This is a genomic window from Microbacterium sp. OVT16B (assembly GCF_019969705.1).
Classification (GTDB): Bacteria; Actinomycetota; Actinomycetes; order Actinomycetales; family Microbacteriaceae; genus Microbacterium; species Microbacterium natoriense.
In genome coordinates, this window is sequence record NZ_JAHXZA010000001.1 from 2036805 (window position 1) to 2062816 (window position 26012).

The 26012-nt window shown below is 69.5% G+C and carries 25 protein-coding genes and 1 tRNA gene; 7 read left to right on the forward strand and 19 right to left on the reverse strand.

The window, feature by feature from the left end; translation table 11 throughout:
- Positions 1-24: 24 nt before the first annotated feature.
- Genes LC438_RS09655 through LC438_RS09680 form a run of 6 tightly spaced genes read right to left on the reverse strand, consistent with a single transcriptional unit; the run spans position 25 to position 4919 of the window.
- The gene (locus LC438_RS09655) at positions 25-273 is read right to left on the reverse strand and encodes a twin-arginine translocase TatA/TatE family subunit (protein ID WP_105675040.1); all 249 of its coding nucleotides are present in this window, start codon (positions 271-273) and stop codon (positions 25-27) included.
- A 31-nt stretch (positions 274-304) separates the two neighbouring features.
- Positions 305-1294, reverse strand: coding sequence for a YafY family protein (locus LC438_RS09660; protein ID WP_105675038.1), 990 nt, complete (start codon positions 1292-1294; stop codon positions 305-307).
- On the reverse strand, positions 1291-2277 hold the full coding sequence (locus LC438_RS09665) for a YafY family protein (protein WP_105675036.1): 987 nt from the start codon (positions 2275-2277) through the stop codon (positions 1291-1293). The genes LC438_RS09660 and LC438_RS09665 overlap by 4 nt, the downstream gene beginning before the upstream one ends.
- Positions 2277-3209 (reverse strand): hypothetical protein, encoded by a 933-nt coding sequence (locus LC438_RS09670; RefSeq protein ID WP_105675034.1) that lies wholly within the window; start codon positions 3207-3209, stop codon positions 2277-2279. Before LC438_RS09670 ends, LC438_RS09665 begins: the two co-directional genes overlap by 1 nt.
- Positions 3210-3219: 10 nt before the next feature.
- Positions 3220-4239: a tRNA (adenine-N1)-methyltransferase gene (locus LC438_RS09675; RefSeq protein ID WP_105675032.1), complete on the reverse strand. Its 1020-nt coding sequence runs from the start codon at positions 4237-4239 to the stop codon at positions 3220-3222.
- On the reverse strand, positions 4236-4919 hold the full coding sequence (locus tag LC438_RS09680; RefSeq protein WP_341942177.1) for an HAD family phosphatase: 684 nt from the start codon (positions 4917-4919) through the stop codon (positions 4236-4238). The genes LC438_RS09675 and LC438_RS09680 overlap by 4 nt, the downstream gene beginning before the upstream one ends.
- A 90-nt stretch (positions 4920-5009) precedes the next feature.
- Here LC438_RS09680 and LC438_RS09685 point away from each other — a divergent pair, with 90 nt between their 5' ends.
- Positions 5010-5858 (forward strand): PAC2 family protein, encoded by an 849-nt coding sequence (locus tag LC438_RS09685; RefSeq protein ID WP_105675028.1) that lies wholly within the window; start codon positions 5010-5012, stop codon positions 5856-5858.
- On the opposite strand, the gene LC438_RS09690 is transcribed toward LC438_RS09685, so the two are convergent.
- Positions 5848-6675, reverse strand: a complete 828-nt coding sequence (locus LC438_RS09690; protein ID WP_105675026.1) for an undecaprenyl-diphosphate phosphatase — start codon at positions 6673-6675, stop codon at positions 5848-5850. The two genes, LC438_RS09685 and LC438_RS09690, sit on opposite strands and share 11 nt — an antisense overlap.
- A gap of 40 nt (positions 6676-6715) precedes the next feature.
- The gene (locus LC438_RS09695) at positions 6716-8011 is read right to left on the reverse strand and encodes a M20/M25/M40 family metallo-hydrolase (RefSeq protein ID WP_223586428.1); all 1296 of its coding nucleotides are present in this window, start codon (positions 8009-8011) and stop codon (positions 6716-6718) included.
- Between the two features lie 113 nt (positions 8012-8124).
- On the opposite strand from LC438_RS09695, the gene LC438_RS09700 reads away from it, so the two are divergent.
- Positions 8125-8207 (forward strand) — tRNA-Leu (locus tag LC438_RS09700).
- A 117-nt stretch (positions 8208-8324) separates the two neighbouring features.
- Here the strand turns inward: LC438_RS09700 and LC438_RS09705 are convergent.
- Complete coding sequence (locus LC438_RS09705) at positions 8325-9419, reverse strand: VIT1/CCC1 family protein (RefSeq protein ID WP_105675021.1); 1095 nt, start codon at positions 9417-9419, stop codon at positions 8325-8327.
- A gap of 98 nt (positions 9420-9517) precedes the next feature.
- Entirely contained in the window at positions 9518-11260 is a 1743-nt protein-coding gene (locus tag LC438_RS09710; RefSeq protein WP_223586429.1) for a DEAD/DEAH box helicase, read from the reverse strand.
- Positions 11261-11385: 125 nt separating this feature from the next.
- Here LC438_RS09710 and LC438_RS09715 point away from each other — a divergent pair, with 125 nt between their 5' ends.
- Positions 11386-12210 (forward strand): SGNH/GDSL hydrolase family protein, encoded by an 825-nt coding sequence (locus tag LC438_RS09715; protein ID WP_223586430.1) that lies wholly within the window; start codon positions 11386-11388, stop codon positions 12208-12210.
- On the opposite strand, the gene LC438_RS09720 is transcribed toward LC438_RS09715, so the two are convergent.
- A complete protein-coding gene (locus LC438_RS09720; protein WP_223586431.1) occupies positions 12207-13007 on the reverse strand; it encodes an RNA methyltransferase in 801 nt (266 codons plus the stop codon). The two genes, LC438_RS09715 and LC438_RS09720, sit on opposite strands and share 4 nt — an antisense overlap.
- A 79-nt stretch (positions 13008-13086) precedes the next feature.
- On the opposite strand from LC438_RS09720, the gene LC438_RS09725 reads away from it, so the two are divergent.
- From LC438_RS09725 to LC438_RS09735, 3 genes are read left to right on the forward strand one after another with little or no spacing between them, the layout of a single operon-like run.
- A complete protein-coding gene (locus LC438_RS09725; protein ID WP_223586432.1) occupies positions 13087-13917 on the forward strand; it encodes a Sir2 family NAD-dependent protein deacetylase in 831 nt (276 codons plus the stop codon).
- The gene (locus LC438_RS09730; protein WP_223586433.1) at positions 13914-14501 is read left to right on the forward strand and encodes a histidine phosphatase family protein; all 588 of its coding nucleotides are present in this window, start codon (positions 13914-13916) and stop codon (positions 14499-14501) included. Before LC438_RS09725 ends, LC438_RS09730 begins: the two co-directional genes overlap by 4 nt.
- A gap of 3 nt (positions 14502-14504) precedes the next feature.
- Positions 14505-15812, forward strand: a complete 1308-nt coding sequence (locus tag LC438_RS09735) for an erythromycin esterase family protein (RefSeq protein ID WP_223586434.1) — start codon at positions 14505-14507, stop codon at positions 15810-15812.
- Here LC438_RS09735 and LC438_RS09740 read toward each other — a convergent pair whose 3' ends face one another.
- From LC438_RS09740 to LC438_RS09760, 5 genes are read right to left on the reverse strand one after another with little or no spacing between them, the layout of a single operon-like run.
- Entirely contained in the window at positions 15813-16619 is an 807-nt protein-coding gene (locus tag LC438_RS09740) for a CoA ester lyase (RefSeq protein ID WP_105675009.1), read from the reverse strand.
- Entirely contained in the window at positions 16616-17101 is a 486-nt protein-coding gene (locus LC438_RS09745) for a MaoC family dehydratase (protein WP_105675007.1), read from the reverse strand. Before LC438_RS09745 ends, LC438_RS09740 begins: the two co-directional genes overlap by 4 nt.
- Positions 17102-17145: 44 nt before the next feature.
- The gene (locus LC438_RS09750) at positions 17146-18297 is read right to left on the reverse strand and encodes an acyl-CoA dehydrogenase family protein (protein ID WP_105675005.1); all 1152 of its coding nucleotides are present in this window, start codon (positions 18295-18297) and stop codon (positions 17146-17148) included.
- Positions 18294-20201 (reverse strand): biotin carboxylase N-terminal domain-containing protein, encoded by a 1908-nt coding sequence (locus LC438_RS09755; RefSeq protein ID WP_223586435.1) that lies wholly within the window; start codon positions 20199-20201, stop codon positions 18294-18296. Before LC438_RS09755 ends, LC438_RS09750 begins: the two co-directional genes overlap by 4 nt.
- Before the next feature lie 5 nt (positions 20202-20206).
- The gene (locus LC438_RS09760) at positions 20207-21760 is read right to left on the reverse strand and encodes a carboxyl transferase domain-containing protein (RefSeq protein ID WP_308116178.1); all 1554 of its coding nucleotides are present in this window, start codon (positions 21758-21760) and stop codon (positions 20207-20209) included.
- A gap of 111 nt (positions 21761-21871) precedes the next feature.
- On the opposite strand from LC438_RS09760, the gene LC438_RS09765 reads away from it, so the two are divergent.
- On the forward strand, positions 21872-22465 hold the full coding sequence (locus LC438_RS09765; protein ID WP_223586436.1) for a TetR/AcrR family transcriptional regulator: 594 nt from the start codon (positions 21872-21874) through the stop codon (positions 22463-22465).
- Here LC438_RS09765 and LC438_RS09770 read toward each other — a convergent pair.
- The 3 genes from LC438_RS09770 to pdhA are packed head-to-tail and all read right to left on the reverse strand — an operon-like array spanning position 22458 to position 25932.
- On the reverse strand, positions 22458-23807 hold the full coding sequence (locus tag LC438_RS09770; RefSeq protein ID WP_223586437.1) for a dihydrolipoamide acetyltransferase family protein: 1350 nt from the start codon (positions 23805-23807) through the stop codon (positions 22458-22460). The two genes, LC438_RS09765 and LC438_RS09770, sit on opposite strands and share 8 nt — an antisense overlap.
- Complete coding sequence (locus tag LC438_RS09775) at positions 23804-24814, reverse strand: alpha-ketoacid dehydrogenase subunit beta (RefSeq protein ID WP_105674995.1); 1011 nt, start codon at positions 24812-24814, stop codon at positions 23804-23806. Before LC438_RS09775 ends, LC438_RS09770 begins: the two co-directional genes overlap by 4 nt.
- 2 nt (positions 24815-24816) lie before the next feature.
- On the reverse strand, positions 24817-25932 hold the full coding sequence (gene pdhA / locus LC438_RS09780) for a pyruvate dehydrogenase (acetyl-transferring) E1 component subunit alpha (protein WP_223587464.1): 1116 nt from the start codon (positions 25930-25932) through the stop codon (positions 24817-24819).
- Positions 25933-26012: the final 80 nt, after the last annotated feature.

The following is a 26012-nucleotide window of genomic DNA, read 5'->3' on the forward strand; positions in this document are numbered from 1 at the left end:
CCGATTCGATGGCGGCCACGAAGGTCAGCTGACGCGATCGGGCCCGGCTACAGTGCCGCTGTCGGAGGCCGTCGTGCCGCTGTTCTTCGGCGCTTCAGTGGAATCCGCCTGCCCCGCGGGCGCGTCTTCCTCGCGCATGGCCTTCATCTCGCCCTTGAAGACGCGGGCAGACTGCCCCATGCTCTTCGCGAGTGCCGGGAGCTTTGCAGCCCCGAACAACAGCAGCACGATGACGACAAGTGCCAACAGGTGCCAACCGGTCAAGCCAGCCATGGGGAACTCCTTAAGTCGGGGTTAACTGAGTCTAACGGGCAAAGCCGTCGGCAGGTTGGTGATAGAGCGCGAGTCCTGCGGCGGCCCACTCTCGGGTCGCACAGCGCGCGACCCCCGGATCGATCACTTCGAGCGCTCCCCCGAACCGCGCGGCGAGTCTCTTGATGCTGCGCGGGTCTGCGAGATGCAGCTGCGCGGTGACGAGTCCGGCGTCCGCGACGACGTTGTCGGCCGACAGGAACGCGCCGAGGAGCGGGGCGACGCGCTCGGGCACGCGTACGGTCACCTCTCCCTCGTCCGCCGCCGTGGAGAAGGCCTCGGGAAGGTGATCTCCCCCGTGCGTGATCGGGATGTCCGTCAGGTGCGGGTCGCTCACCCTGTCGAGGTGGAACGTGCGCATCGCCTGACGCAGATGGCACCAGCCCTGCAGGTACCACTGCGCGTTGGTGATCAGGATCTGCACGGGGTCGACCGTGCGCGTCGTGGGGGTGGCATCCGGCGCCTGGTAGGTGAACGAGACGGCCACGCCGTCCTGCACACCGCGGGCGACGACTTCGCGCACCTCGTCGACCGCGCTCGGCGCCACGACGACCTCGGCCGGAGCATCCGCCGCACCGCGGGAGAGCTTGGAGATGAGCCCCTTCACCAGGCCGGTGTCGGACACCGCCGGCACGGCGGCGACCATCTGCAGACCCGCCAGCAGTGCTGCGGCCTCGCGGGCGGTGAACCGCGGCACGCGACGGAGTGCGACGTCGTTGGTGATCTCGATGATGTCCTCGTCGTCGAGGAGATCCCAGTTGATGTCGAACATCTCCTGCGGCTGCTGCCAGTACCCGGAGTCCCCGGGCAGGCCGATCACCGTGAGCTTCTCGACCATCGCGCGCATCTCGTCGCGGCCCACGCCGAACTCGGCTGCCGCCTCGTCGAGCGACACCTGACCGTGCTCCAGCAGGTAGGGGACGAGTGTGAGGTAGAGACGCACGCGCTCCGCAGCGAGGAGAGGCTTCGGCTGGGCGTTCATGCGCTCTTCTCCGAGTTGGCGTCGACGACCGCCTGCAGTCGTGCGATGACGGCGTCGCGGAGCGCGGCCGGCTCGACCACGCGCACCTCGGGGCCGTAGGACGCGAGCTCATCGGCGAGGATGTGCAGATCGACGAACGGCACGCGGATGCCCTGGGTCGCCGGACGAGCGCGGCGTCCCAGTCTCAGGGAGGCCTCCGTACCGGGGGTCACCTCGAGCAGAGCAGAGTTCCTCGCGGCGACCTCTTCGAGACCGGCCAGCGCCCGCTCCCCCGCACCCTCACGCAGCTCGGGGGCGAAGGATGTGTTCGTGAGCTTGACGGCGCCGACGATCCGGCTGAGCAAGAACATCCGATCGGCGTCCGCGTCGATGTCGATGCCGAAGACGTGCCACCTGGCCTCGTAGTCGACGAGCGCGAGGGGACGGATGCTGCGGCGTCGGGGCGCGTCCTCGCCGGGCTTGAGGTAGTCGAACGAGACGACCCTGCTCTTCTCGATGGCGTCCTGCAGCGGCGTGAACGCGGCGTCACGGGCCGTGATCCGCGGGGCGAATCCAATGATCGGCTCGTCGCCGTCGATGCCGAGCGCCCTGATCTTGCGCACGCCGGCCTGGGCGTCGCCCGACACGGACTCCGCGCTCCACACGCTCCCGGCGAGCTGCAGGACAGCGAGCTCGGCGGGAGTGAACTCGATGTCGCTCGGGAGATCGTACTCCGCCTGCGGGATGCGATAGCGGGCCTCGCGCAGATCGTTCGGGTCAGCGGCTTCGCCGATCGTCTCCACCGGTACGCCGAGCGTGCGCAGCTCGTCCTTGTCGCGCTCGAACATCTTCTCGAGGGCATCGGACCGCGCACCGGCATCCGCGCGCTGACGGTATCCGGAGACGTTGTCGAGGATCTGCTGCTTGGTGAGCCCGATGTCCGTCGCCATCAGGGCGACGACGAGGTTCGTCAGTCGCTCCTCTGCCGGGATGCGGGCGGCCATCACTTCCCCGCGGTCGTCACAGCGCCCAGGATGTCGACGACGTACGCCACGGCGCCTCCGCCGTTCGCAGCGGGGGTGACGACGAGGATCTGGGATCCGACCGGCTCGCCCACCAGTGCCTCCGCGACGGCCGGCGCCGAGGACGCCAGGTCGAGCATCGGGTTGGCGCCCCACGTGGTGTTGAGAACGGACTTGTCGTCCCAGTTGACCGCCGTGACGTTGACGACGGGCGTCTGCGTCTTCTCGAGCGGGTCGCCGTCGCCCTCGATGAGGGTCTGCACGACCTGCGAGGTGGGAGCCGCGGCGTCCGGGATGATCACGCCGGGGCGGCCGTCGGGGGCGCGCACGACGGTCGGGACGCCCCGGGCGTCGTTGAACTGGAGGGCGCCCTCTGCCCTGGAGCGGAACGTGTCGACGACGTCGATCACGAAGACGGGGTGGTCGTCGGCCTTGAGACCGAAGCTCGACAGCTGCTCGGCGCCGAAGTCCTTCGGGGTGAGCGAGGCGATCACACGGGAGCCGCCGGTGACGCACTCCAGCACCTTGGCGAGGCCGGGCACCTGACCGGACCACGTGTCGATGTTGGAGAGGTTGCCCGTGCTCTTGTCGTACGACGTCGCGTAGACGAGGTCGCCGGTGTTGCCGCTGAAGATCGACAGCTCGGCCGTCATCACCTGCTGGCCGTTGACGAGCGGCAGGCCCTTGCCGGTGATCGTGTCGGCGTACGTCGTCTTCGTGCCCTTGACCGGCGTGTAGACGGTGACCTTGGGCTCGGTTCCGAGGTCGCCCTTCACGGTGACGGCGTCTTCGATGCCGGAGGAGTGCGTCGTCCGATCGCACGAGGCGCCGTTGAACGTCGGCGCCGACGAGCAACCGGTCAGGGCGAGGACGGCAAGGCTGAGAGTGGCCACAACGGCGGACGTTTTACGCACGCGCTCAAGTCTATTCCGTCGGCGCGTCCGATTCGCGCGATGTCGCGGCGAGGCGGGCGCCGTCCGCGGCTTTCGCGGCCTCACGTGCGCGCTTGCGGAGGTTCTTGTCGTTGATCTCCCTGTCGCCGACCGCGCCGGGCGTCCAGAGCTCGACGTCCTCGTCTCCGTAGCTGCTCTTCGACGCTCTGCGCTTCACCGACGGCGCCACCGCACCGGGTGCGAGGCGGCGAGCGGTCAGCAGGAAGCCTGTGTGGGCGACCATGCGGTGATCGGGGCGCACGGCGAGGCCCTCGACGTGCCAGCCGCGCACCATCGTCTCCGAGGCATCGGGATCGGTGAACAGCCCGGTCCCCCGGATGTACTCGGCGACGCGGGACAGCTGCGTCGCGGTGGCCACGTAGCAGAGCACCACGCCGCCGGGGGTCAGTGCGTCGGCAACGACATCCATGCACTCCCACGGGGCGAGCATGTCGAGCACGACGCGGTCGACGCTCCCCGCGGGGAACTGGACGGGGAGCTCCTCGGCCAGGTCGCCCACCACGACGTCCCAGGTCTGCGGGGTCTCGCCGAAGAAGGTCGTGACGTTGCCGCGTGCGACGTCGGCGAAGTCGTCGCGACGCTCGAAGGACACGAGTCGTCCGGCCGGTCCGATCGCACGCAGAAGGGAGAGCGACAGGGCGCCGGATCCGACCCCTGCCTCGACCACGACGGCACCGGGGAAGATGTCGGCCTGCATGACGATCTGCGCCGCATCCTTCGGGTACACGATCGCCGCGCCGCGCGGCATCGACATCGCGAAGTCGCGCAGAAGAGGGCGGAGCGCGAGGTAATCGTGCCCGGAACTGTTCGCCACGACCGAGCCGTCGGGCAGGCCGATCAGATCCCGGTGACGGAGGACACCCTGATGCGTGTGCAGCTCGCCGTCCTCTTTGAGGGTCACCGTGTGCAGGCGCCCCTTCGGCCCCGTCAGCTGCACGCGGTCGCCTTCGCGGAAAGGGCCGCTGGGGCGCTGTGCGCTGGAGAGGGTCATCGGGTGGCTCCTGTCAGGGACGTGATGCGGGTGAAGAGCTCGGAGAGGTCGGTCGCGCCGCGGTCGGCCAGTGTGGGCCAGAGCTCGTGTGCGCCGACCCCGTCGAGCGGGACGATGTGCGGCACCCCGAGGGCGACCGCCCCGGAGGCGATTCCGGCGCGCAGACCGGTCGGGGAATCCTCGATCACGACCGCATCGGCGATGTCGACGCCCAGGAGCGCCGCCGCCTGCAGATAGGGCTCGGGGTGCGGCTTGGCGTTGTCCACGTCGTCACCGGCGACGACGATGTCGAAGGCCTCGAAGTCGATGAGCTCGACGACGCTCAGAGCCATCCGCCGGAGCGACATGGTGACGAGGGCCGTCGGGATGCCGGCGTCGCGGAGGTCCTGGAGCAGCTCACGCGCTCCCGGGCGGAAGGGGACTCCCTGCGTGCGCAGAGACTCCTGCACGGCATCCGTGAGATGCGAGACGATCGCCTCTGCATCCATCTCGACCCCCGCGTTCTGAATGATGATCGCGCTGTCGATGAGGCCGCTGCCGACGAGCTGCAGAGCGTCCTCATGGGTCCAGGTGCCGCCGAACGACTCGATCAACGCCGTCTCCGCCGCCATCCAATACGGCTCGGTGTCGACGAGTGTTCCATCCATGTCCCAGAGGACTGCGCCCGGCTGTCTGCTCACCGGTCCATGTTAGCCGTGGCTCCGCCCGGGACCCGCCGCCTCGGACTAGCCTTGAGGGATACCCATCCACCGTCACGAAGGGAGCTCACGATGGATGTTCTCGGCTCGCGCATCATCATCGCCGCCTTCGACGGCTGGAACGACGCCGGCGAAGCAGCGAGCGGCGCCATCGCCGCACTCCGCGACATGACCGAGTACGACCTCGTGCACTCGATCGATCCCGAGCTCTACTTCGACTATCAGTACACGCGCCCCGCGACGAAGATGGATGCCGAGGGCAGGCGACAGCTCACGTGGCCCGAGGCGGGGCTCTGGCGCCCGCGCGATCCCGGCCCCGGACCGGAGTTCTGGCTCCTCACAGGTGTCGAGCCCGCCCGCACCTGGCAGGCCTTCGCCTCCGAGTTCATCGACGTCGCCCTGCGCGATGACGTCTCGGGTCTCGTCACGCTCGGGGCCATGCTCTCCGACGTCCCGCACACGCGGCCGATCTCGATCTTCGCGTCGAGTCAGAACGACGAGGTCCGCGAGGCGCACGGGCTCGAGCGCTCGCTGTACGAGGGGCCGGTCGGCATCCTCAGCGTGTTCGAGCACTTCGCCGAGAACGCCGGGATCCCCACCGCGAGCCTCTGGGCGAGCGTTCCGCACTACGTGGCGACGGCGACGCCCTCCCCCAAGGTCACGCTCGCGCTCCTAGATCGACTCGAAGAGCTCACCGGAGTCGACGTTCCCCGCGACCACCTGCGCACCGAGGCCGCTGCATGGGAGGCGTCGATCGATGCCGCCGCGGCCGACGACGAGGACATGACGGAGTACATCCGCCAGCTGGAGAGAACCCGCGACACCTGGGACTCCCCCGACGCCTCCGGCGACGCGATCGCGCAGGCTTTCGAGCGCTACCTGCGCCGCCGAGGCGACGGGCCGGGAGACCTCAAGCGCTGATCACGCCCGTTCCGAGCAGGATGAGCAGCGCGGTGCCGAGAAGGATGCGGTAGACCACGAACGGCATGAAGCTGCGCTTGGAGATCCAGTTCATGAAGAACGCGATCACACCGAGGGCGACGACGAACGCGATGCCGGTCGCCGCGAGCGTCTCCCCGAACGAGAAGTGCTGGTTCGGCTCGTCCCAGCTCTTGTAGACCTGGAAGAAGCCGCTGCCGAACACCGCAGGGATCGCGAGCAGGAACGCGTAACGAGCCGCCGCGGCGCGCTCGTACCCCAGGAAGAGTCCCATCGTGATGGTGCCGCCAGAGCGCGAGACTCCGGGGATGAGCGCAAGCGCCTGAGCGAAGCCGTAGGCGATGCCATGGGGGTAGGTCAGGTCGTTCAGAGTGCGCCGCTTGGCTCCGACGTAGTCGGCGATGCCGAGCAGGATGCCGAACACGATCAGCATGACAGCCACGATCCACAGAGATCGAAGCACGCTCTCGATCTGATCCTGGAACAGCAGTCCGAGGACGACGATCGGGACGCTGCCGATGATGATCAGCCAGCCCATGCGCGCATCCGGGTCGTTCCGCGGCACCTTGCCCGCGAGGGACTGGAACCATCGCGAGACGATGCGGACGATGTCCCGCCAGAAGAACACGACCACGGCCGCTTCCGTGCCGATCTGCGTGATGGCGGTGAACGCGGCGCCCGGGTCCTCCCCCGAGGGCAGGAAGCTGCCGACGATGCGCAGGTGGGCGCTGGACGAGATCGGCAGGAACTCGGTGAGTCCCTGCACGATGCCGAGGATGAGTGCTTCGAGCAGGTGCATGAAGGGCCTTCAGATCATGGATGCGCCGTACGGCGTCGGCTCAGTACGAGCGCAGCAGATCGGCCAGCACGCGCTGACCGAAGACAAGCGATTCTACGGGCACGCGCTCATCGACTCCGTGGAACATGCCTGTGAAGTCGAGATCGGCCGGGAGCCTGAGCGGGGCGAACCCGTACCCGGTGATGCCCAGATACGCGAGCGCCTTGTTGTCGGTCCCTGCACCCAGAAGATACGGGATGACGGGGACACCGGGGTCGTGCGCGCCGAGGCTCGCCACCATCGCGTCGACGAGGTCGCCCTCGAAGGCCGTCTCCATGCCGATGTCCTGCACCACGATCTCGATGGCGATCTCGTCGCCGACGATCTGCTGGAGCTGGGCGAGCACGTCGTCTTCGGTGCCGGGGATGACACGGACGTCGATCAGCGCCTCGGCCCGCTCCGGGATGACGTTGTGCTTGTATCCCGCCGTCAGCACGGTGGGATTGGTCGTGGTGCGGAAGGTCGAGCGCAGGAACGCCTCAGCGGGACCTGCGGCGGCGGCGAGGGCATCCGGATCCTCCACGGAGCGTCCGGTGAGCTCGCTGAGGCCCGCCAGGAGCGCTTCCGTCGTCGGGGTGAGCCTGATCGGCCAGCGGGTCCGCCCGATCGCCGACACAGCCTCTGCGAGCTTGGTGATCGCGTTGTCCTCATGCAGGCGGCTGCCGTGCCCCGCACGCCCCTTGGCGACGAGGCGGATCCAGATCAGCGCCTTCTCGCCGACCTGCAGCAGGTACGCCCGGTGGTCGTCGACCGTGATCGAGTAGCCGCCGACCTCGCTGATGGCCTCGGTCGCCCCAGCGAACCACTCCGGTCTGTTCTGCACGACGAGGGCCGAGCCCTCGACGCCGCCGTTCTCCTCGTCGGCGAAGAACGCGAGCACGAGGTCGCGCTCCGGCTGCTCGCCCGCGCGGAGGATGTCGGCGACGGCGGTGAGGATCATGGCGTTCATGTTCTTCATATCCACGGCGCCGCGGCCCCACAGCATGCCGTCCTTCACCACGCCGGCGAAGGGGTCGACGCTCCAGTCCTCGGCCATCGCGGGGACCACGTCGAGATGCCCGTGCACGACGAGGGCGGGCTTGCGGGAGTCACGGCCAGGAACGCGTGCCATGACGTTCGTGCGCCTGTCGATCGGCTCGTAGTACTCGACATCGAGTCCGAGACCCTCCAGGTAGCGCCCGACGTATTCGGCCGCCTCACGCTCCCCCTTGGCGTTGCCGCCGCCGAAGTTCGAGGTGTCGAAGCGGATCAGATCGCTGGCGATGCGGACGACCTCGGGGAGCGACGGATCTGTCATGCGTTCAAGGCTATCGAACGGCTGAGGCGCGCCCGGGCGTCGCCGCCGGTTTCTGAGTCCCCCTCCGCTCGTGCTAATGTAAATCTTCGTTCGGCAACGAACATCCAACACCTGCGCGGGTGGCGGAATGGTAGACGCGCTACGTTGAGGTCGTAGTGCCCGTAAGGGCGTGGGGGTTCAAGTCCCCCTCCGCGCACAGAACGAAGAAGAGCCCCGATCCGGTTGGATCGGGGCTCTTCTTCTTTTCGTCGCGCGTGCGGATTCGTCGCGCGACGAAGTGCACGAGAACGATGCGGCCGGCGCCGGCGCGGTCTCAGACCGCGCCGACTCCGAACACCAGTCCGAGCACATAGGTGATGGCGGCGGCGCCGAAGCCGATCGCCAGCTGGCGCAGGGCGCGCCGCAGCGGCGGACCGCCTGACAGGATGCCGACCATCGCGCCCGTGGAGAGCAGCGCCACGCCCACCAGGACCAGGGCCACGACGACGGCCGTCGTCCCCTGCAGGCCGAAGATCCACGGCAGCACGGGAATGATCGCTCCTGATGCGAACAGCAGGAAGCTCGAGATGGCGGCCGTCCAGTCGCTTCCCACGATCTCATGATCGTCTCCCTGGGTGCGCACGGGTCCGGTCGTCGTCCGCTGAACGCCCGCGCGGGCGGCGGCCACGATCCGATGTGCGCGCCGCAGGGCCTCCTCCTGCTCCATGCCACGGGCGCGGTACACGAGGGCGAGCTCGTTCTCGTCGATGTCGAGATCGCCGGCGGAGGCCGCGGCATCCTCATTCGCCTCCGTGGCGGCCAGCAGCTCGCGCTGCGAGCGCACCGACACGAACTCCCCCGCGCCCATCGAGAGGGCGCCGGCGAGCAGTCCCGCGATGCCGCTGAACAGCACGAAGCCGGAGCTGACACCGGTCGCTCCGATGCCGAGCACGAGGGCGAGGTTGCTGACGAGACCGTCGTTCGCTCCGAACACCGCTGCGCGGAAGGAACCGGAGAGCCGTCTGCGTCCGCGCGCGGCGAGCCCTCTGACGACCTCGAAGTGCACCTTCTCGTCGGCGCGCATCGCCGGCGTCGCCCACTTCTCGGTGTCGTACGGCGATCGGGCCTCTGCGCTCTGCGCGAGGGCGAGGACGAAGATCGAGCCGAACCGCCCGGCCATCCAGCCGAGGGTGCGGGAGCGCAGACCGGCCTTCGGCAGACGTGCGGGTTCCGCGCCGAGCAGGTCGAGCCAGTGCTGCTCGTGTCGACGCTCGGCATCCGCGAGGCTGAGCAGGATCTCGCGCTCCTCACCGGTGCGTCTGGCGGCCAGCTTCTGGTACACGAGACCCTCGGCGCGCTCCTCCACGAGGTAGCGCGCCCAGCGGCGGCGGTCGGCGGTGGTGGGCTCTGCGGCAGCGGGGGCTGTCATGCTTTCCTCCAGGTCGGGACAACCGTTCCACGCTATCCGGGAGGGTGGCGGCAGCCCCTACTGAGGCGAGGATTGCCAGGATTTCGGGTTTCCGAAGGTCAGGAGCGCACGCGCTTGCGCAGCACCTCGATACGCGACTGGAGCTGCGTCACCGTGGCCTGAGCGACCGCGGGGCCGCCGCAGATGCGACGGAGCTCGGCGTGCACCGATCCGTGGGGCTCGCCTGTCTGGCGCGCGTAGAGGCCGACAAGGCTGTTCAGCAGCTGCCGCTGCTCTTTGAGAGTGCGATGCAGGGGCGCGGGGAGCGTCGTCGTCTTGAGCGGATCCGCCGTCGCCTCGCGCGTCTCCCGCAGACGTGACTGGCGCGCCTGGCGCTGCATCAGGAGCTCGTGCACGTGCTCCGGTTCGAGGAGCCCGGGGAATCCGATGAACTCCTCCTCCTCCGGAGTGCCGGGTTCGGCGAGCTGGCCGAACTCTTTGCCGTCGAAGACCACCCTGTCGAAGTGGGCGACCGAGGAGATCGCCTGATAGCTGAACTCCTGCGTCAGCGAATCGGAGGCGTCGTCCTCGCGGTTCGCGCTCTCCAGCAGCGAATCGTCGAGGCCGTCGGCATCCTTGTCCTGGCGATCGAGCGCGTGATCGCGCTGCTTCTCCAGCTCGTTGGCGAGCCCCATGAGCACAGGGACGTTCGGCAGGAAGACGCTCGCGGCCTCGCCCCGCCTGCGGGCTCGCACGAAGCGGCCGATCGCCTGCGCGAAGAACAGCGGTGTGGAGGATGACGTGGCGTACACGCCGACCGCGAGGCGAGGCACGTCCACGCCCTCCGACACCATGCGGACGGCGACCATCCAGCGCTCGTCGGTGGCGGAGAACTTCTCGATCCGCTCGGACGCGGAGGCGTCGTCCGACAGCACGATCGTCGGCTGCCGACCCGTGATGCTGTGGAGGATCTTCGCGTAAGCGCGCGCGACGGTCTGATCCGTCGCGAGCACGAGACCGCCCGCGTCGGGGATGTGGTGCCTGATCTCGGTGAGACGACGATCCGCGGCCGACAGCACCGCGGGCATCCACGAGCCCTCCGGATCGAGAGCGGTGCGCCAGGCCTGGGAGTTGACGTCCTTGGTGTTGTCCTGCCCGAGGTGCGCCTCGAGCTCATCCCCCGCGCTCGTGCGCCAGCGCATCTTGCCCGCGTACATGTGGAACAGCACCGGCCGCACGACGCCATCGGCCAGGGCGCGCCCGTACCCGTAGCTGTAGTCGGTGCTCGAGATGCGGGCTCCGGACTCGTCGGGCAGGTACTCGACGAACGGGATCGGAGCGGTGTCGCTGCGGAACGGAGTACCCGACAGCAGCAGGCGGCGCTTCGCTGGTCCGTAGGCGTCGCGGATCGCGTCGCCCCAGCTCAGCGCGTCGCCGCCGTGGTGCACCTCGTCGAGGATCACCAGGGTCTTCGCGTCTTCGGTCAGATGCCGGTGCACGGAGGACTTCGCGGCCACCTGCGCGTAGGTCACCACGACGCCGTGATAGTGCCGCGCCGGCGCCCAGTGGCTGTTCTTGAAGTGCGGATCGAGCCGGATGTGCACGCGCGCCGCGGCGTCGGCCCACTGTGTCTTGAGATGCTCCGTCGGCGCCACGACGATGATCCGGTTGACCTCGCCGATGCGCATGAGCTCGACCGCGAGGGTGAGGGCGAAGGTCGTCTTGCCTGCGCCCGGCGTCGCGGCGACGAGGAAGTCCCGCTGATCCGCCTGGAAGTACTGCTCCAGCGCCTCCTGCTGCCAGGCCCGCAGCTTGTTCGCGGTACCCCACGGGGCGCGCTGAGGAAAGGAGGGGGAAAGCATCCCTTCAACGATAACGCCGCCTCCGACACTCGACGCGCGCCCGCCGTGGCGAGCGATTGCCGGGTAGGCTCGGACACTGCGCCGCCGCGATCAATGGACGGCGCTCGTTCGCGAAGGAGAGCTGGATGACAGACCAGGATTCGACTCGGACCCCCTACGTGGCCAACGAGACCTCGCATCCGTGGCGGCGCTTCGTCGCCGTGGGCGACTCGTTCACCGAAGGCATCGGCGATCCCGATCCCTCGGTGCCCGGGGGCCACCGGGGCTGGGCGGATCGCGTAGCCGCTGTGCTCTCCGAGCAGGTCGACGACTTCGCCTACGCGAACCTCGCCGTGCGCGGGAAGCTCATCGCGCAGATCGTCGAGGACCAAATCGAGCCCGCCGTCGCGCTGCGACCCGATCTCATCTCGATCTGCGCCGGCGGCAACGATGTGATCCGCCCCGGCACCGATCCCGACGCGATCGCGGTGCAGCTGGAGGACGCCGTCACACGTCTGGCGTCGACGGGCGCGGCGATCGTCCTGTTCACGGGCATCGACACCGGCTTCACCCCCGTGTTCCGCCCGTTCCGAGGCAAGGTCGCCATCTACAACGAGAACGTCCGCGCGATCGCCGACCGCCACGACTGCATCGTCGCCGATCAGTGGGCGCTCAAGGTCGTCCAGGACATGCGCTTCTTCGACGACGACCGACTGCACTACAACGCACTGGGTCATCACGAGGTGGCCCGGATGGTGCTCCGTGCGCTGAACGTGCCCAACGACCTCGAGGCCATGCAGCCAGAGCCGCTTCCGGTGCGCACCTGGCGCGAGGCCAGGGCCGAAGATCTCGGCTGGGCGCGCGAGCACCTGGTGCCCTGGGTGCTCCGTCGCCTGCGCCACCAGTCGTCCGGCGACCACGTCGAGGCGAAGCGGCCGGAGCCGGCGCCTTTCCTCCGCCGCGAGGACTAGGGCTTCATCGCCCACAGTGCGACGGCGGCCGCAGCGGCGACGTTGAGCGAATCCACACCGCCCGTCATCGGGATGGTCACGATCGCGTCGGCGCTCGCGAGCGCATCGGCGGAGAGCCCCTCCCCCTCCGAGCCCATCATGAGCGCCACCCTCTCCGGGCGGTTCTTGGCGTAGGCGTCGAGAGACACGGCGTCGTCCCGAAGCGCGAGCGCGGCCAGACGGATGTCCGCTGCCCGCAGGTCGGCGACCGCGGCGTCCCAGTCCGTGATGCGGGTCCACGGCACCTGGAAGACCGTCCCCATGCTGACGCGCACGCTCCGACGGTAGAGCGGGTCCGCGCAGCGCGGCGACACGAGCACGGCATCCGCTCCGAGCCCCGCCGCCGCACGGAACGCCGCGCCGATGTTGGTGTGGTCGCCGATCCCCTCGAGGATCAGAACGAGCGAGGCGCCCGCCACGACGTCGGCGACAGGGCGCAGCTGCGGCCTGTGCATGGAGGCCAGAGCTCCACGGTGCACCGCGAACCCCGTCACCGCCTCGGCCACCTCATCCGGGACGACGTAGCCCGGGACGTCGTGCTCCGAGAGGAGGGAGCGGATGCCGTCGACCCATCGCCGCTGCGCCATCACGGAGCGCGGGCGATGGCCGGCACGTACCGCGCGCTCGATGACCTTCGCGGACTCGGCGATGTACAGGCCGCCCGCCGGCTCGGACACCGCCCGCAGCGCCGTGTCCGTGAGGGCGCGGAAGTCGTCCAGTCGGGGGTCCGCTGCGGAGGTGACGTCGATGAGTTCCATAGACCTCCACTGTGGCACGTGCGACGCCGTCGCCTCCGCCGAGCGTCGTAGACTCGCACAGGGAGGTTCCGTGACCGCGATGACCGATACCGAGCTGCATGCCCGGATCACTCAGGCAGCCGATCTCCTCCGGGGCCGGAAGGTCGCGCTCCTCACCGGAGCGGGCATCTCCACGGACTCGGGCATCCCCGCGTACCGTGGCGAGGGCGCCCGCACCCGCGCCGATCCCATGACCATCCAGCGCTATCTCGGCGACGAAGCCGCACGCAGACGCTACTGGGTGGGCGGTCATCTCGGCTGGCGGGCCTTCGCGCAGGCCCAGCCGAACGCGGGCCACATCGCCCTCGCCGAACTGGAATCCGGCGGCGTCGTGAGCGGCATCATCACGCAGAACGTCGACGGCCTGCATCTGCGCGCCGGCAGCTCGCACGTGATCGAGGTGCACGGGACGATGCGCCGGGTGACGTGCCTGCACTGCGGCCAGGTCTTCGACCGCCGCGACATCGCCGTGCAGATCGAGGAGAGCAATCCCTGGATCGCCGTGCCGGAGAACGTCCTGCTCGCTCCCGACGGCGACGTCCTCCCGGAGACCACGGAAGGCTTCGTGGTGCCGGTGTGCACGGTGTGCGGCGGGATGCTCAAGCCCGACGTCGTCTTCTTCGGAGAGTTCGTCCCGCAGGACAGGTTCAAGGCGGCCGAATCGCTGCTGCGCGCCAGCTCCGCGATGATCGTCGCCGGCTCCTCCCTCGTCGTGAACTCCGGCGTCCGCCTGGTGGAGCGCGCACGTCGCCGCGGCATCCCTCTCGTCATCGTCAACCACGAGCCCACCCGTGCCGATTCGTGGGCGGACATCACGCTCGCGGCGGGCACGAGCGTCGTGCTCCCCGCCATCCAGGAGCTTCTGCTGTGACCCTCATCACCCTCGTCCGCCACGGTCAGACCGACTGGAACCTGGAGAAGCGCATCCAGGGATCCACCGACATCCCGCTCAACGAGAGCGGACGCGGGGATGCCCGGTGGGCGGCGTCGCAGCTCGGCGCGACCACGCATCACGCGATCTACGCCAGCCCGCTGCTGCGCGCCCGTGAGACCGCGGAGATCATCGCCGCCGAGCTGGCCCTCCCCGCTCCCGCGCTCGTGCCCGATCTCCGCGAGAGGGAGTTCGGCGAGGGCGAGGGGATGCTGGTGCCCGACTACATCGCCTCCTACGGAGACTGGCACGCCGAGGTGCCAGGGGCCGAGACCCTCGACGAGGTCGGGGTCCGCGCTCTGGCGGCCCTGCATCGGATCGCGCGCGAAGCCCGTCGTCGTTCCGCCCCGGTGGCGGAGTCCCTCATCGTGGTCTCGCACGGCGGCGTGATCCGCTCGCTGATCGACCACGTCTCCGGCGGCACGCTGCCCCGGGAAGGAGAGGTGCTCGCGAACGGCTCAATCCACCGCTTCGAGGCGTCACCCGGGTCGCTGCGCCTGCTCGAGCAGGCCTACGTCCTCTGAGTCATGGACGTCGACGAGACGACGGAATGGCTCAGCCGCAGCCGGGTCGCCTTCGACGCGGTCGATCCGGACGACGTCCCGGACGAGCAGCTGGAACCGCTTCTGTCCTTCGTCGGCGACGCACGCGTCGTCGCTCTCGGCGAATCGATGCACCGCACGCACGAGTTCCTCGCCTGGCGGAACAGGCTGCTGCGATTCCTCGTCGAGCGGGCGGGGTTCACGGCGATCGTTCTGGAGAGCGGCGTCGTCGAAGGGCTCATGGTCGATGACTGGGTGCGCTCCGGCGAAGGGCGTCTGCGCGACGTCCTGAACGACGGCGTCACCTACCACTTCGGCAAGTGCCAGGAGACGCAGGACCTCGTCGTGTGGCTGCGCGAGAAGACGGTCGCCGGTGCGCCGCTGCGCTTCTACGGGATGGACGTGCCCGACTCGGCATCCTCATCGCTTCCGGCTGTGCAGCACGTGGTCACGTTCCTGGACTCCGCGGATCCGCACTACGCCCGGCACGTGCGCGACATCCTGCTGCCCGAGTTCGAGTATCTGCCCGCCGACCGCTCCGGCCTCGCGAGAGCGGCCACCGCCCTGCACGCCTACCTGGGTCTCGCCGAGGAACGGCGCCGCGCGATGACCTCGGCGATCTCGGGCATGACGGAGCGGGTCAGAGCTCGGAGGACCGACTACGTGCAGGCGGGAGCCGATGCCGACGTGGTCGACGTCGCCGTGCGGACCGCGGAGCTCGCACGGAGCACCGACGCCTTCCTCGCGGCGATGGCGGAGGGAGCGTCACGCACCTGGGCGCCAGCGAACATCCGCGATTCGGCGATGGCCGACGCGGTCGAGTGGGTCCTGCAGCGGGAGGAGCGCGTGGTCCTGTTCGCGGCGAACGGGCATGTCCGCACGACGCCCTACCTCGCGCCGCCGTTCGTGACCGAGCCTCTCGCGACCGTGGGCACGCATCTCCGCGGACGCCTTGGCGACGACCTGCGCGTCATCGGCACGACGTTCGGCGGTGGTGCCGCGTGGCTGCACCGCCCCGCTCCGACAGACGCCCGCGGGCATTCCACGCCCTTCGTGCAGCAGCTGGATCGGCCGCGCGCGGAGACGCTCGACGCACTGCTGAGCACGCGCGTGGAAGGGTCGTTCTTCGTCGACCTCGCCGGGGCTCCCGCCTCCGTCGACCTCGTGACGGGCACACACAACGGACCCGAGGTCGAGCTCGCAGACGTCCGCGCGTCCTACGACGGGATCCTGCACGTCGACCGCATCAGCCCGTGGCACACCTGGATCGACGAGCGTGGACTCTGGCGGTGATCAGCCGGCCCGGTCGATCACTGAGCGGGCGTGCCGGAGCACCGGCTCATCGATCATGCGGCCCTGGAAGCGGAACACGCCCCGCTCGCTCTCGGCCGCGGCGATCACCGCATGCGCCCAGTCGACCGTCGCGGCATCGGGACGGTACGCGTCCCTGATGGTGGCGACCTGCGAGGGGTGGATGCACGCGGTGGCGCGGAACCCGGATGCTGCGGCATCCGCTGCCTCTCGAGCGAGGGCCGGCAGGTCGTCGATCGCGATGTGCACGGCGTCGACGGCGGCCTTGCCCTGCGCTCCCGCCTCCAGCAGCACACGGGAGCGGGCATAGCGGGCGATGTCGCGGTAGCCGCCATCGGGCGTCCTGCTGGACGTGCCGCCGAGGGAGGCGACCAGGTCCTCCGCGCCCCACATCATCGCGACCACTCGCGGATGCGCGGCGATGCGATCCGCCGCATGAATCCCTCGGGCGGTCTCGCACAGGGCGATGAGGGAGTAGCGCTCGTCGAAGGCGTGGAGGCGCTCGGGATCCTCCGTCTTGGCGACCATCACGGTGCGGAAGTCCGTCTGAGCGAGGGTGGCGAGGTCGGAGACGAACGCCTCGGTGTCCGGAGCGTTCACCCTGACGATGACGCGGTCGGGGTCGAGGTCGGCGTCGATCAGGTTGCCCCGTGCCATCGCCTTCGCCTCGGGGAGGACCGCGTCCTCCAGATCGAGGATGACGGCGTCCGCCTTCTCCAGTGCACCGCGGAACCGTTCAGGGCGATCGGCGGGGCAGAACAGCAGCGCGGGTCCGAGATCGAAGGTCATCGGTTCTCCTCCTCGGGGCGGCAGCGGACGAGGACCGTCCTGCTCGCGGTCGCGACGACGGCGCCGTCCTGGTTGCGCCCGGTGTGGGAGATCGTGACGATCCCCTGACCGGGGCGGGACGACGACGGTCGCTTCGCGACGATCGTGCTCTCGGTGTACAGCGTGTCCCCCGCGAACAGCGGATGCGGGAACGCGATGTCGCCGAGACCGAGCTGGGCCACCAGGGTCCCCTGCGTGAGCTGGGCGACGGATGCTCCCACCATGGTCGACAGGGTCCACATGGAGTTCATCAGCCGCTGGCCGAACTCCTGGGTCTGCGCGAACGCGGCATCCAGATGCAGCGCCTGCGTGTTCATGGTGAGGGTCGTGAAGAGCACGTTGTCGGCTTCGGTCGCCGTGCGCCCCGGCCGATGCAGATAGCGGGCGTCGACCTCGAACTCCTCGAAGTAGAGACCTCGCTGGATGATGTCCCGTACGGTCACGTCGCCGTCCTCCCGTCGGTCAGTGCGTCTGGCATGCTGTCACGCTACCCGGCGAGACCCAGTGCCCTGGCGATGACGAGCAGCTGCACCTCGGTCGTCCCCTCGCCGATCTCGAGGATCTTCGAGTCGCGGTAGTGCCGTGCCACGGGGAACTCGTTCATGAAGCCGTTGCCGCCGAAGATCTGCGTCGCGTCGCGCGCGTTGTCCATCGCGGCTTCTCCCGCGACGAGCTTGGCGATCGCCGCCTGTTCGGCGAAGGGCTTCCCCGCATCGCGCAGTCGGGCCGCGTGGTGCCACGCGAGACGGGCGGTGTGCACACGTGCGCGCATGCGTGCGAGCGTGAACTGCGCGTTCTGCCGGGTGCTCAGGGCGCTGCCGAAGATCGTGCGGCTCTTCGCGTAGTCGACGGCCGCTTCGAGACACCCCTCCGCGGCACCGGTCGAGAGGGCCGCGATGGCGATGCGTCCCTCATCGAGGATGCTGAGGAAGTTGCGGAACCCGCTCCCCCGCTCGCCGAGCAGGTTGCCCGCGGGCACGCGCACCCCGGAGAAGGTGAGCGGGTGGGTGTCTGAGGCGTTCCAGCCGACCTTGTCGTAGGGCGCTTCGACGGTGAACCCCGGCGTCCCGTTGGGCACGATGATCGTGGAGATCTCCTTGCGCCCGCCCTCGTTCCCGGTGACGGCGGTGACGGTGACGAATCGCGTGATGGGCGTGCCGGAGTTCGTGATGAACTGCTTGGTCCCGTCGATCACCCACTCATCGCCGTCGAGGCGGGCGGTGGTGCGCGTGGCGCCCGCGTCGCTCCCCGCCTCCGGCTCGGTCAGACCGAACCCGGCGAGGGCGCGGCCGGCCAGCAGATCGGGCAGCAGATCACGCTTCTGCTCCTCGGTGCCGAATCGGAACACCGGCATCGCTCCGAGGCTGACGCCGGCTTCCAGGGTGATGGCGATGGACTGATCGACCCGCCCGAGCGCCTCGATCGCGATGCCCAGAGCGAAGTAGTCTCCGCCCTGACCGCCGTGCTCCTCCGGGAACGGCAGGCCGAACAGCCCCAGCTCGCCCATCTGCGCCACGACGTCCATCGGAAGCGTGTGCGTGCGGTCGGCCTCGTAGGACTGCGGCGCGACGACGGTCTCGGCGAACTCCCGGACCATGGCGGCGAGCTCGCGCTCGTCCTCGTTCAGATCTTCACTCATCGGATCTCCTCTGCGGCCCCGTCGTGGGGACTCGTCGTCACGCGGGCGACCGGTTGGTCGCACCGCACCTGATCGCCCACGGCGACCAGAAGATGCACCGTGCCGTCGTGCGGCGCGAGCACCGGGTGCTCCATCTTCATCGCCTCGATCGACAGCAGCGGCGTGCCGGCGGCGACGTGCTCCCCGTCGGCGACGTGCACCGCCACGACACTGCCCGGCATGGGGGCGCGGCCTTCGGGCTCTGTGGCGACGGCGGCCCGCTGCGCTGTCGCGAGGCGTCGCCGCATCCGTGCTCGACGATCGAGGGGACGAAGACGCATCGTGCGGCCGCCCTCGGCGACCCAGACCGCGCCGTCGGCATCGAGCGCCGTCGGCAGCTGCGACGGCGTCCCCGATTCGGACTCGACCAGCGCGTCGTCATCCGTGAGGAACGCCACGTCTGCGGCAGCCCTTTCCGTGAGGGCGGTCCAGACGGCGCCCGCGTCGGAGACGGTCGGCGAGCTCTCCTGCACGCAGGCCCTCGCGCTGGTGAGCATGCGCGCAGAGGGAGAGGGCACAGGCAGCGGCAGGAGGGTCTCGATGAGCCCGGTGTCGAGATCGCCGGAGATGACCCTCTCGTTTCGGCACAGCGTCCGGAGGAAGTCGATGTTGGTGTCGACGCCGAGCACGACCGTCCGGCTCAGCGCCTCATCCAGTCGGCGCAGCGCCGTGACCCTGTCGGCGGCGAGGGCGATGACCTTCGCGATCATCGGATCGTAGAATCCGGTGACCTCGCTTCCGGTCTCGATCGCGGCGTCGACCCGCACACCCTGCGGCGGATCGAAGAGCAGCACCCGTCCGGTGGACGGCAGGAAGCCCCGCTCCGGAGATTCCGCATAGATCCGGGCCTCGACCGCGTGTCCGTGGACACGGGGCACCGGGTCGAGTCGTCCCCCGGCCGCGACGCGGAGCTGCAGCGCGACGAGATCGAGTCCGGTGACCTCCTCGGTCACGGGATGCTCGACCTGGAGACGCGTGTTCATCTCGATGAAGAAGACCTCATCGGGCTCATCCGCGTCGATGAGGAACTCGACCGTTCCGGCGCCGACGTAGGAGACGCTCTCCGCGGCCCGCACTGCCGCGGCGAGCAGCCTCTCGCGGGTCTCGGCGGGCATGCCTGCGGACGGCGCCTCCTCGATCACCTTCTGATGCCGGCGCTGCAGCGTGCACTCCCGCTCGCCGAGCGCCAGCACGGTGCCGTGCTCGTCGCCGAACACCTGCACCTCGATGTGCCGAGGGCGGCGGATCAAGCGTTCGAGGACGAGCGAGTCGTCTCCGAACGCGGACGCGGCGACCCTGCGCGCGGACGCGAGGGCCGCGGTGAGCGCGGAGGCGTCGGCGACGACCTCCATGCCCTTCCCTCCCCCGCCCGCGCTGGGCTTGACGAGGATCGGGAACCCGATCCGCTCCGCCTCCTCGGCGATCTCGACGTCGGAGAGACCCGTGGCGTCGAAGCCGGGGACGACGGGCACGCCGTATCGCGTCACGTGCTCACGCGCCCTGGCCTTGTCTCCCATGATCTGCAGCGCCTCGACCGAGGGGCCGATGAAGGTGATGCCGCTCTCTGCACAGGCTTCGGCGAGACCGACGCTCTCGGAGAGGAATCCGTAACCAGGGTGTATCGCCTGGGCTCCCGACGTCCGTGCGGCCGCGATGACGGCGTCGATGTCGAGGTACGACTCCGCGGCGGGTGCAGGGCCGACCCGCACGGCCGCGTCGGCCTCGCGGACGTGCGGCGACTGCTCGTCCGCATCGCTGTAGACCGCGACGCTGCGGATGCCGAGCTCGCGCAGGGTGCGGATGACACGGCGTGCGATCTCGCCGCGGTTGGCGACGAGGACGGTGTGGAAGAGGTGGTCGCTCATGAGTCTCACATCCGGAAGACGCCGAAGCGCGGTTCGGGCAGCGGGCTGCGTGACACGACGTCCAGGGCGAGGCCGAGGAGGTCGCGGGTGTTCTCGGGATCGATGATGCCGTCGTCCCACAGGCGGGCCGTGGCGTAATACGGCTCGCCCTGCTGTTCGTACTGGTCGCGGATCGGCGCCTCGAACCCGGAGCGCTCCTCCTGGCTCCACGACTCCCCCCGAGCGGTCAGCTGATCCTCCTTGACGGTCGCGAGCACGGATGCCGCCTGTGCTCCGCCCATCACGGAGATCCGGCTCGCCGGCCACGTCCACAGGAAGCGCGGCGAGTAGGCACGCCCGCACATCGAGTAGTTGCCCGCCCCGAAGGAGCCGCCGATGATGACGGTGAGCTTCGGCACCCGGGTGCTCGCGACGGCGGTGACCATCTTGGCCCCGTCCTTCGCGATGCCCCCGGCTTCGGCATCCGACCCCACCATGAAGCCCGAGATGTTCTGCAGGAAGAGCAGAGGGATGCCGCGCTGATCGCACAGCTCGATGAAGTGCGCGCCCTTGAGGGCGGACTCGCTGAAGAGCACGCCGTTGTTCGCGACGATGCCGACGGGATGACCGTGCAGTCGGGCGAACCCGGTGACGAGCGTGGTTCCGTACTCGGATTTGAACTCCCGGAAGGTGTCCGCGTCGATGAGGCGGTCGATCACCGCGTGCACGTCGTAGGCGGCGTTCACGTCGACGGGGACGACCTCGTACAGGGAGGACGTCTCCGCCGGATCACGACTCGGCACGATCTCCCAGGCCGGAGCGTGCGGGGCAGGCAGGGTGGAGACGATGTCGCGAAGGATCTCCAGCGCATGCTCGTCGTCTTCGGCGAGGTGGTCGACGACGCCGCTGCGCCGAGCGTGCAGCTCTCCTCCGCCCAGCTCCTCGGCGCTGACGACCTCGCCGATCGCGGCCTTCACCAGCGGCGGACCGCCGAGGAAGATCGTGCCCTGTCCGCGGACGATCACCGTCTCGTCGCTCATCGCGGGGACATAGGCTCCGCCCGCCGTGCACGAGCCGAGCACGGCCGCCAGCTGCGGGATCCCGGCGGCCGACATGCGCGCCTGGTTGAAGAAGATGCGGCCGAAGTGGTCGCGGTCGGGGAACACCTCGTCCTGCTTGGGGAGGAATGCGCCTCCGGAGTCGACGAGGTAGAGACAGGGCAGCCTGTTCTCCAGAGCGATCTCCTGCGCGCGCAGGTGCTTCTTCACGGTCAGCGGGTAGTAGGTGCCGCCCTTGACGGTGGCATCGTTGCAGACGACCATCACGTGACGCCCGTGCACGAGTCCTATGCCGGCGATCACCCCGGCTCCCGGCGCCTCTCCCCCGTAGAGACCGTCTGCCGCGAGGGGCGCGACCTCGATGAATGGGCTCCCTTCGTCGAGCAGCCGCGCGACACGGTCTCGCGGCAGGAGCTTTCCGCGCGAGAGATGACGCGCACGCGACGCCTCCGGGCCGCCGAGCGCCGCGGCGGCGAGCCGCTCGCGCAGCTCCTCGGCCAGGGACTCCTGGGTCATCTGCATCGTGACGTCCTCCTCGACCCACGCGAGCGTGCGACACACGGTGGCGCGCCGCACGCATTCTCGGTTAGTGTTCACTAACCCGATGATTCAGGTTAGCGAGGATTAACTGAGATGACAAGCCCGCTCACCGCCCGAGACCGTGCCAAGGCCGAGCGCTCCGATGCGATCCTCCGCGAGGCGGCGCAGCTGTTCGCCGCACGCGGCTACAACGGCGTGAGCCTCGAGGACATCGGGGCGGCCGTCGGCGTGTCAGGGCCGGCCGTCTACCGACACTTCGCCGGAAAGCAGGCGCTGCTCGGAGCCGTCCTCGTGAAGGTCAGCCAGGACCTCGTCTCCGGCGGCACACGGGTCTCCGAGGAGGCCGACGACAGTGAGGAGCGGATGCGCGCGCTGATCGGCTTCCACGTCGAGTTCGCGTTGGGGAACGCCGAGGTCATCCGCGTGCAGGATCGAGATGTCGCTCATCTCGCCGAGTCCGACCACGCCGACGTGCGTCGACTGCAGCGTTCGTACATCGAACTGTGGATGGAGGCGCTGCGTCCCCTCGTCGACACGTCGTCCGATGAGCTCCGCCTACGGGTGCAGGCGTGCTTCGGACTGATCAACTCGACGCCGCACTCCACCCGCTCGGCGGCGAGAAGCCACTCCGCCACCGCATCCGTCCTGGCCGCGATGGCGGAGGCCGCTCTCCGCGCGACTACCTGAGCAGCATCGCCCTCCCCGGTTCCTCGAGGATGTCGGCGACCTCCTTGAGGAACCGCGCTCCCTCCGCGCCGTCGACGAGGCGGTGATCGAACGACAGGCTCAGCGTCATCATCTGGCGCAGCGCGATCTCGCCGCGGTACTCCCACGGCTGACGGCGCACGGCGCCGACGGCGAGGATGCCCGACTGGCCAGGGGGAAGGATCGGCGTCCCGGCATCCACTCCGAACACGCCGATGTTCGAGATCGAGAAGGTCCCGCCGGCGAGCTCGGCCGGGGACGTCTTCCCCGAACGGGCGGTCTCCGCGAGGGCTTTCAGCGCGTCGGCGAGCTCGGTCAGCGTCAGGCGCTCCGCGTCCCTGATGTTCGGGACGATGAGGCCCCGCTCGGTCGCAGCGGCTATGCCGAGATCGACGTAGTTGCGCTGCACGATCTCGCCCGCGGCCTCGTCCCACCGCGAGTTGAGCCCTCGGTTCCGCCCGAGCGCCAGGCAGACGGCCTTCGCGATCACGGCCAGGGGGCCGATCCTGTGCGCGGCCAGGGAACGGTCCTCCCGCAGCGACGCGAGAAGATCCATCGTCGCGGTGACGTCGACGGTGTGGAACACCGTGACGTGCGGAGCCGTGAACGCGCTCTCGACCATCGCAGCCGCCGTGTGCTTGCGCACGCCGCGGATGGGGATCCGGAGTTCGCGGTCATCGTCAGCCAGGGCCGCAGCGGTGAGCGGAGCCGACACGGTCGTCTCCGCCTCCTCCGCGCGGATGCCCGCGCGCTGCGCGAACTCGTCGATGTCATCACGGGTGATGACGCGGTCGCCCACGACGGCGGACACCAGGACGAGGTCGACGCCGAGCCTCTTGGCATAGGCGCGCACGGGCGGCGTCGACCGAGGACGCTCGATCACGGTCTCGACGCTCGCGCTGGGCCGCGCATCGTGCGGTGCGGCCTCAAGAACGGCGGTGTCCGCGGTCGTCGACGGGCTTCCGACCCGACGGGCACGCCGAGCGGGACGTCCTGAGCGAGCCGGTGCTGCGCCGTAGCCGACGAGGTTCGGCTGCGCCTTCTCCTCGGCATCCGATGCCCCCGCGGGAGGTGTCTCCTCCGCGCCCGCGACATCGAAGGCGATCAGCGGTGCGCCGACGGCGACGGTCTCCCCCGCCTCGGCGTGCAGCGCCGAGACGACGCCCTCGTACGGCGACGGCAGTTCGACGATGGCCTTGGCGGTCTCGACCTCGGCGAGGTTCTGATTCAACGCCACGCTGTCGCCAGGCGCGACGAGCCACTGGACCACCTCGGCCTCGGTGAGCCCCTCTCCCAGGTCGGGCAGGCGGAACTCGGCGATCATGCGTCGGCCCCCGTCAGGCTGTGCGGGCGATCGAGCACGCGGTCGACTGCGTCGAGAAGTCGATCGAGGTCGGGCAGGTGGTACTTCTCCAGCTTCGCGGGCGGATAGGGCACATCGTGACCCGTCACGCGCAACGGGGCGGATTCGAGGTACTCGAAGCAGCGCTCCGTGATGCTCGCGATGACCTCGGCGGCGACCCCCGCCTCGCGAGAGGCCTCGTGCGCGACGACGACGCGACCCGTCTTGCGGACGGATGCCGCGACCGAGTCGTAGTCGACGGGCGACAGGGAGCGCAGATCGATGACCTCCAGGGAGATCCCTTCGTCCTCCGCGGCCTCCGCCGCCTGCAGTGCCGTCGTCACCATGGCGCCGTAGGTGATGAGCGTGGCATCGGTCCCCTCACGCACGACGCGGGCAAGCCCCATCGGCGGCGCATCGGCGAGCGGCGCCTCGAGATCGACCTCGCCCTTGTGGTGGTAGAGCCGCTTGGGCTCGAAGAAGATCACGGGATCGTCGCTGGCGATCGCCTGTCGAAGGCTGCGGTAGGCGTCCTCGGGGTTCGAGACGGCGACCACGCGGAGACCCGCGGTGTGCACGAAGTACGCCTCGGGCGATTCCGAGTGGTGTTCTGCCGCTCCGATGCCGCCGGCCCAGGGGATGCGGATCGTGATCGGCATCTTCACCCTGCCCTGCGTGCGGTAGTGCAGCTTCGCGACCTGAGCCACGATCTGGTCGAACGCCGGGTACACGAAGCCGTCGAACTGGATCTCGACGACCGGTCGATAGCCGCGGAACGCGAGGCCGACCGCGGCACCGACGATCCCCGACTCCGCGAGAGGAGTGTCGATGACCCGCTTCGCGCCGAACTCGTCGAGGAGCCCGTCCGTGATCCGGAAGACGCCGCCCAGCTTGCCGATGTCCTCTCCGAGGAGGACGACGCGATCGTCGTCGCGCATCGCCTGCCGGAGACCCGCGCCGAGGGCCTTGCCCAGGGTGAGCTCGGTCATGATCACACCTCGCCGTCGAACGACGCGAGGTACGCGGCGTACTCGTCGCGCTGGCGATCGAGTCCCGTGTGCGGCTCGGCGTACACGCCGTCGAACACCGCGAGCGGAGGACGCGTGACCATGCCGAGGCACGCGGCGCGCATCTCCTTGGCCACGGCATCCGCCGCAGCCTGGGTCTCTGCCACATGCACGTCGCTCAGCTCTCCGCGCGCTCGCAGATGGGCTTCGAGACGGGAGATCGGGTCACGGCGGCGCCACGATTCGAGCTCGGCCTCGTCGCGGTAGCGCGTCGGGTCGTCGGCCGTGGTGTGCGGGCCCATCCGATACGTGACCGCCTCGATGTAGGCCGGCCCCTTGCCCGAGCGCGCGTGCTCCAGCGCCCAGCGCATGGCGGCCATGCAGGCGAGGACGTCGTTGCCGTCGACGCGGAGGCTCGGGATGCCGAAGCCCGGTGCGCGACCGGCGATCGGGAACTGCGACTGCACGGCGACGGGCTCGGAGATCGCCCAGTGGTTGTTCTGGCACACGAAGACCACGGGAGCGCGGTACGAGGCGGCGAAGATCATCGCCTCGTTCACATCCCCCTGGCTGGTCGCACCGTCGCCGAAGTAGGTCACGGCGACCTCGTCCGCCTCGTCGTGCTGGATCCCGAGCGCATAACCGACGGCGTGCAGGGTCTGCGCGCCGATGATGATCTGCAGCGGCGCCACGCGCAGCGCTGCCGGGTCGTGCCCGGCTCCCTCTTCGCCGCGCCACATGCGGACGTAGTCTCCCGGCTGGGCTCCTCGCGCGTAGATCACGCCGGTCTCGCGGTAGCTCGGAAACACGTAGTCCTGCGGCGCGAGCGCACGAGCCGTGCCGATCTGCGTCGCCTCCTGCCCGTTGCAGGGCGCCCAGAGACCGAGCTGGCCCTGGCGCTGGAGCGCGACGCCCTCGGCGTCGATGCGACGGAGGACGACCATGTCGCGGTGCAGGGCGCGCAGCTGCTCGGCATCCACATCGGCCACATAGGGGTCGAGCTGGGCGTTCGCGATGCGCGTGCCGTCGGGGCCGAGGATGCGCTCGGAGAGCTCGAGATCCTGCGCTGCGTCCGCGATGGGCGTGAGTTGCGGTGACATCATCGTCCTCCTCTGTCGTGGCTGCCCTCGTGGGGCTCTGCACGTCGGTCATCGGCAGCTCCGCCGATGACCTGAGCGTA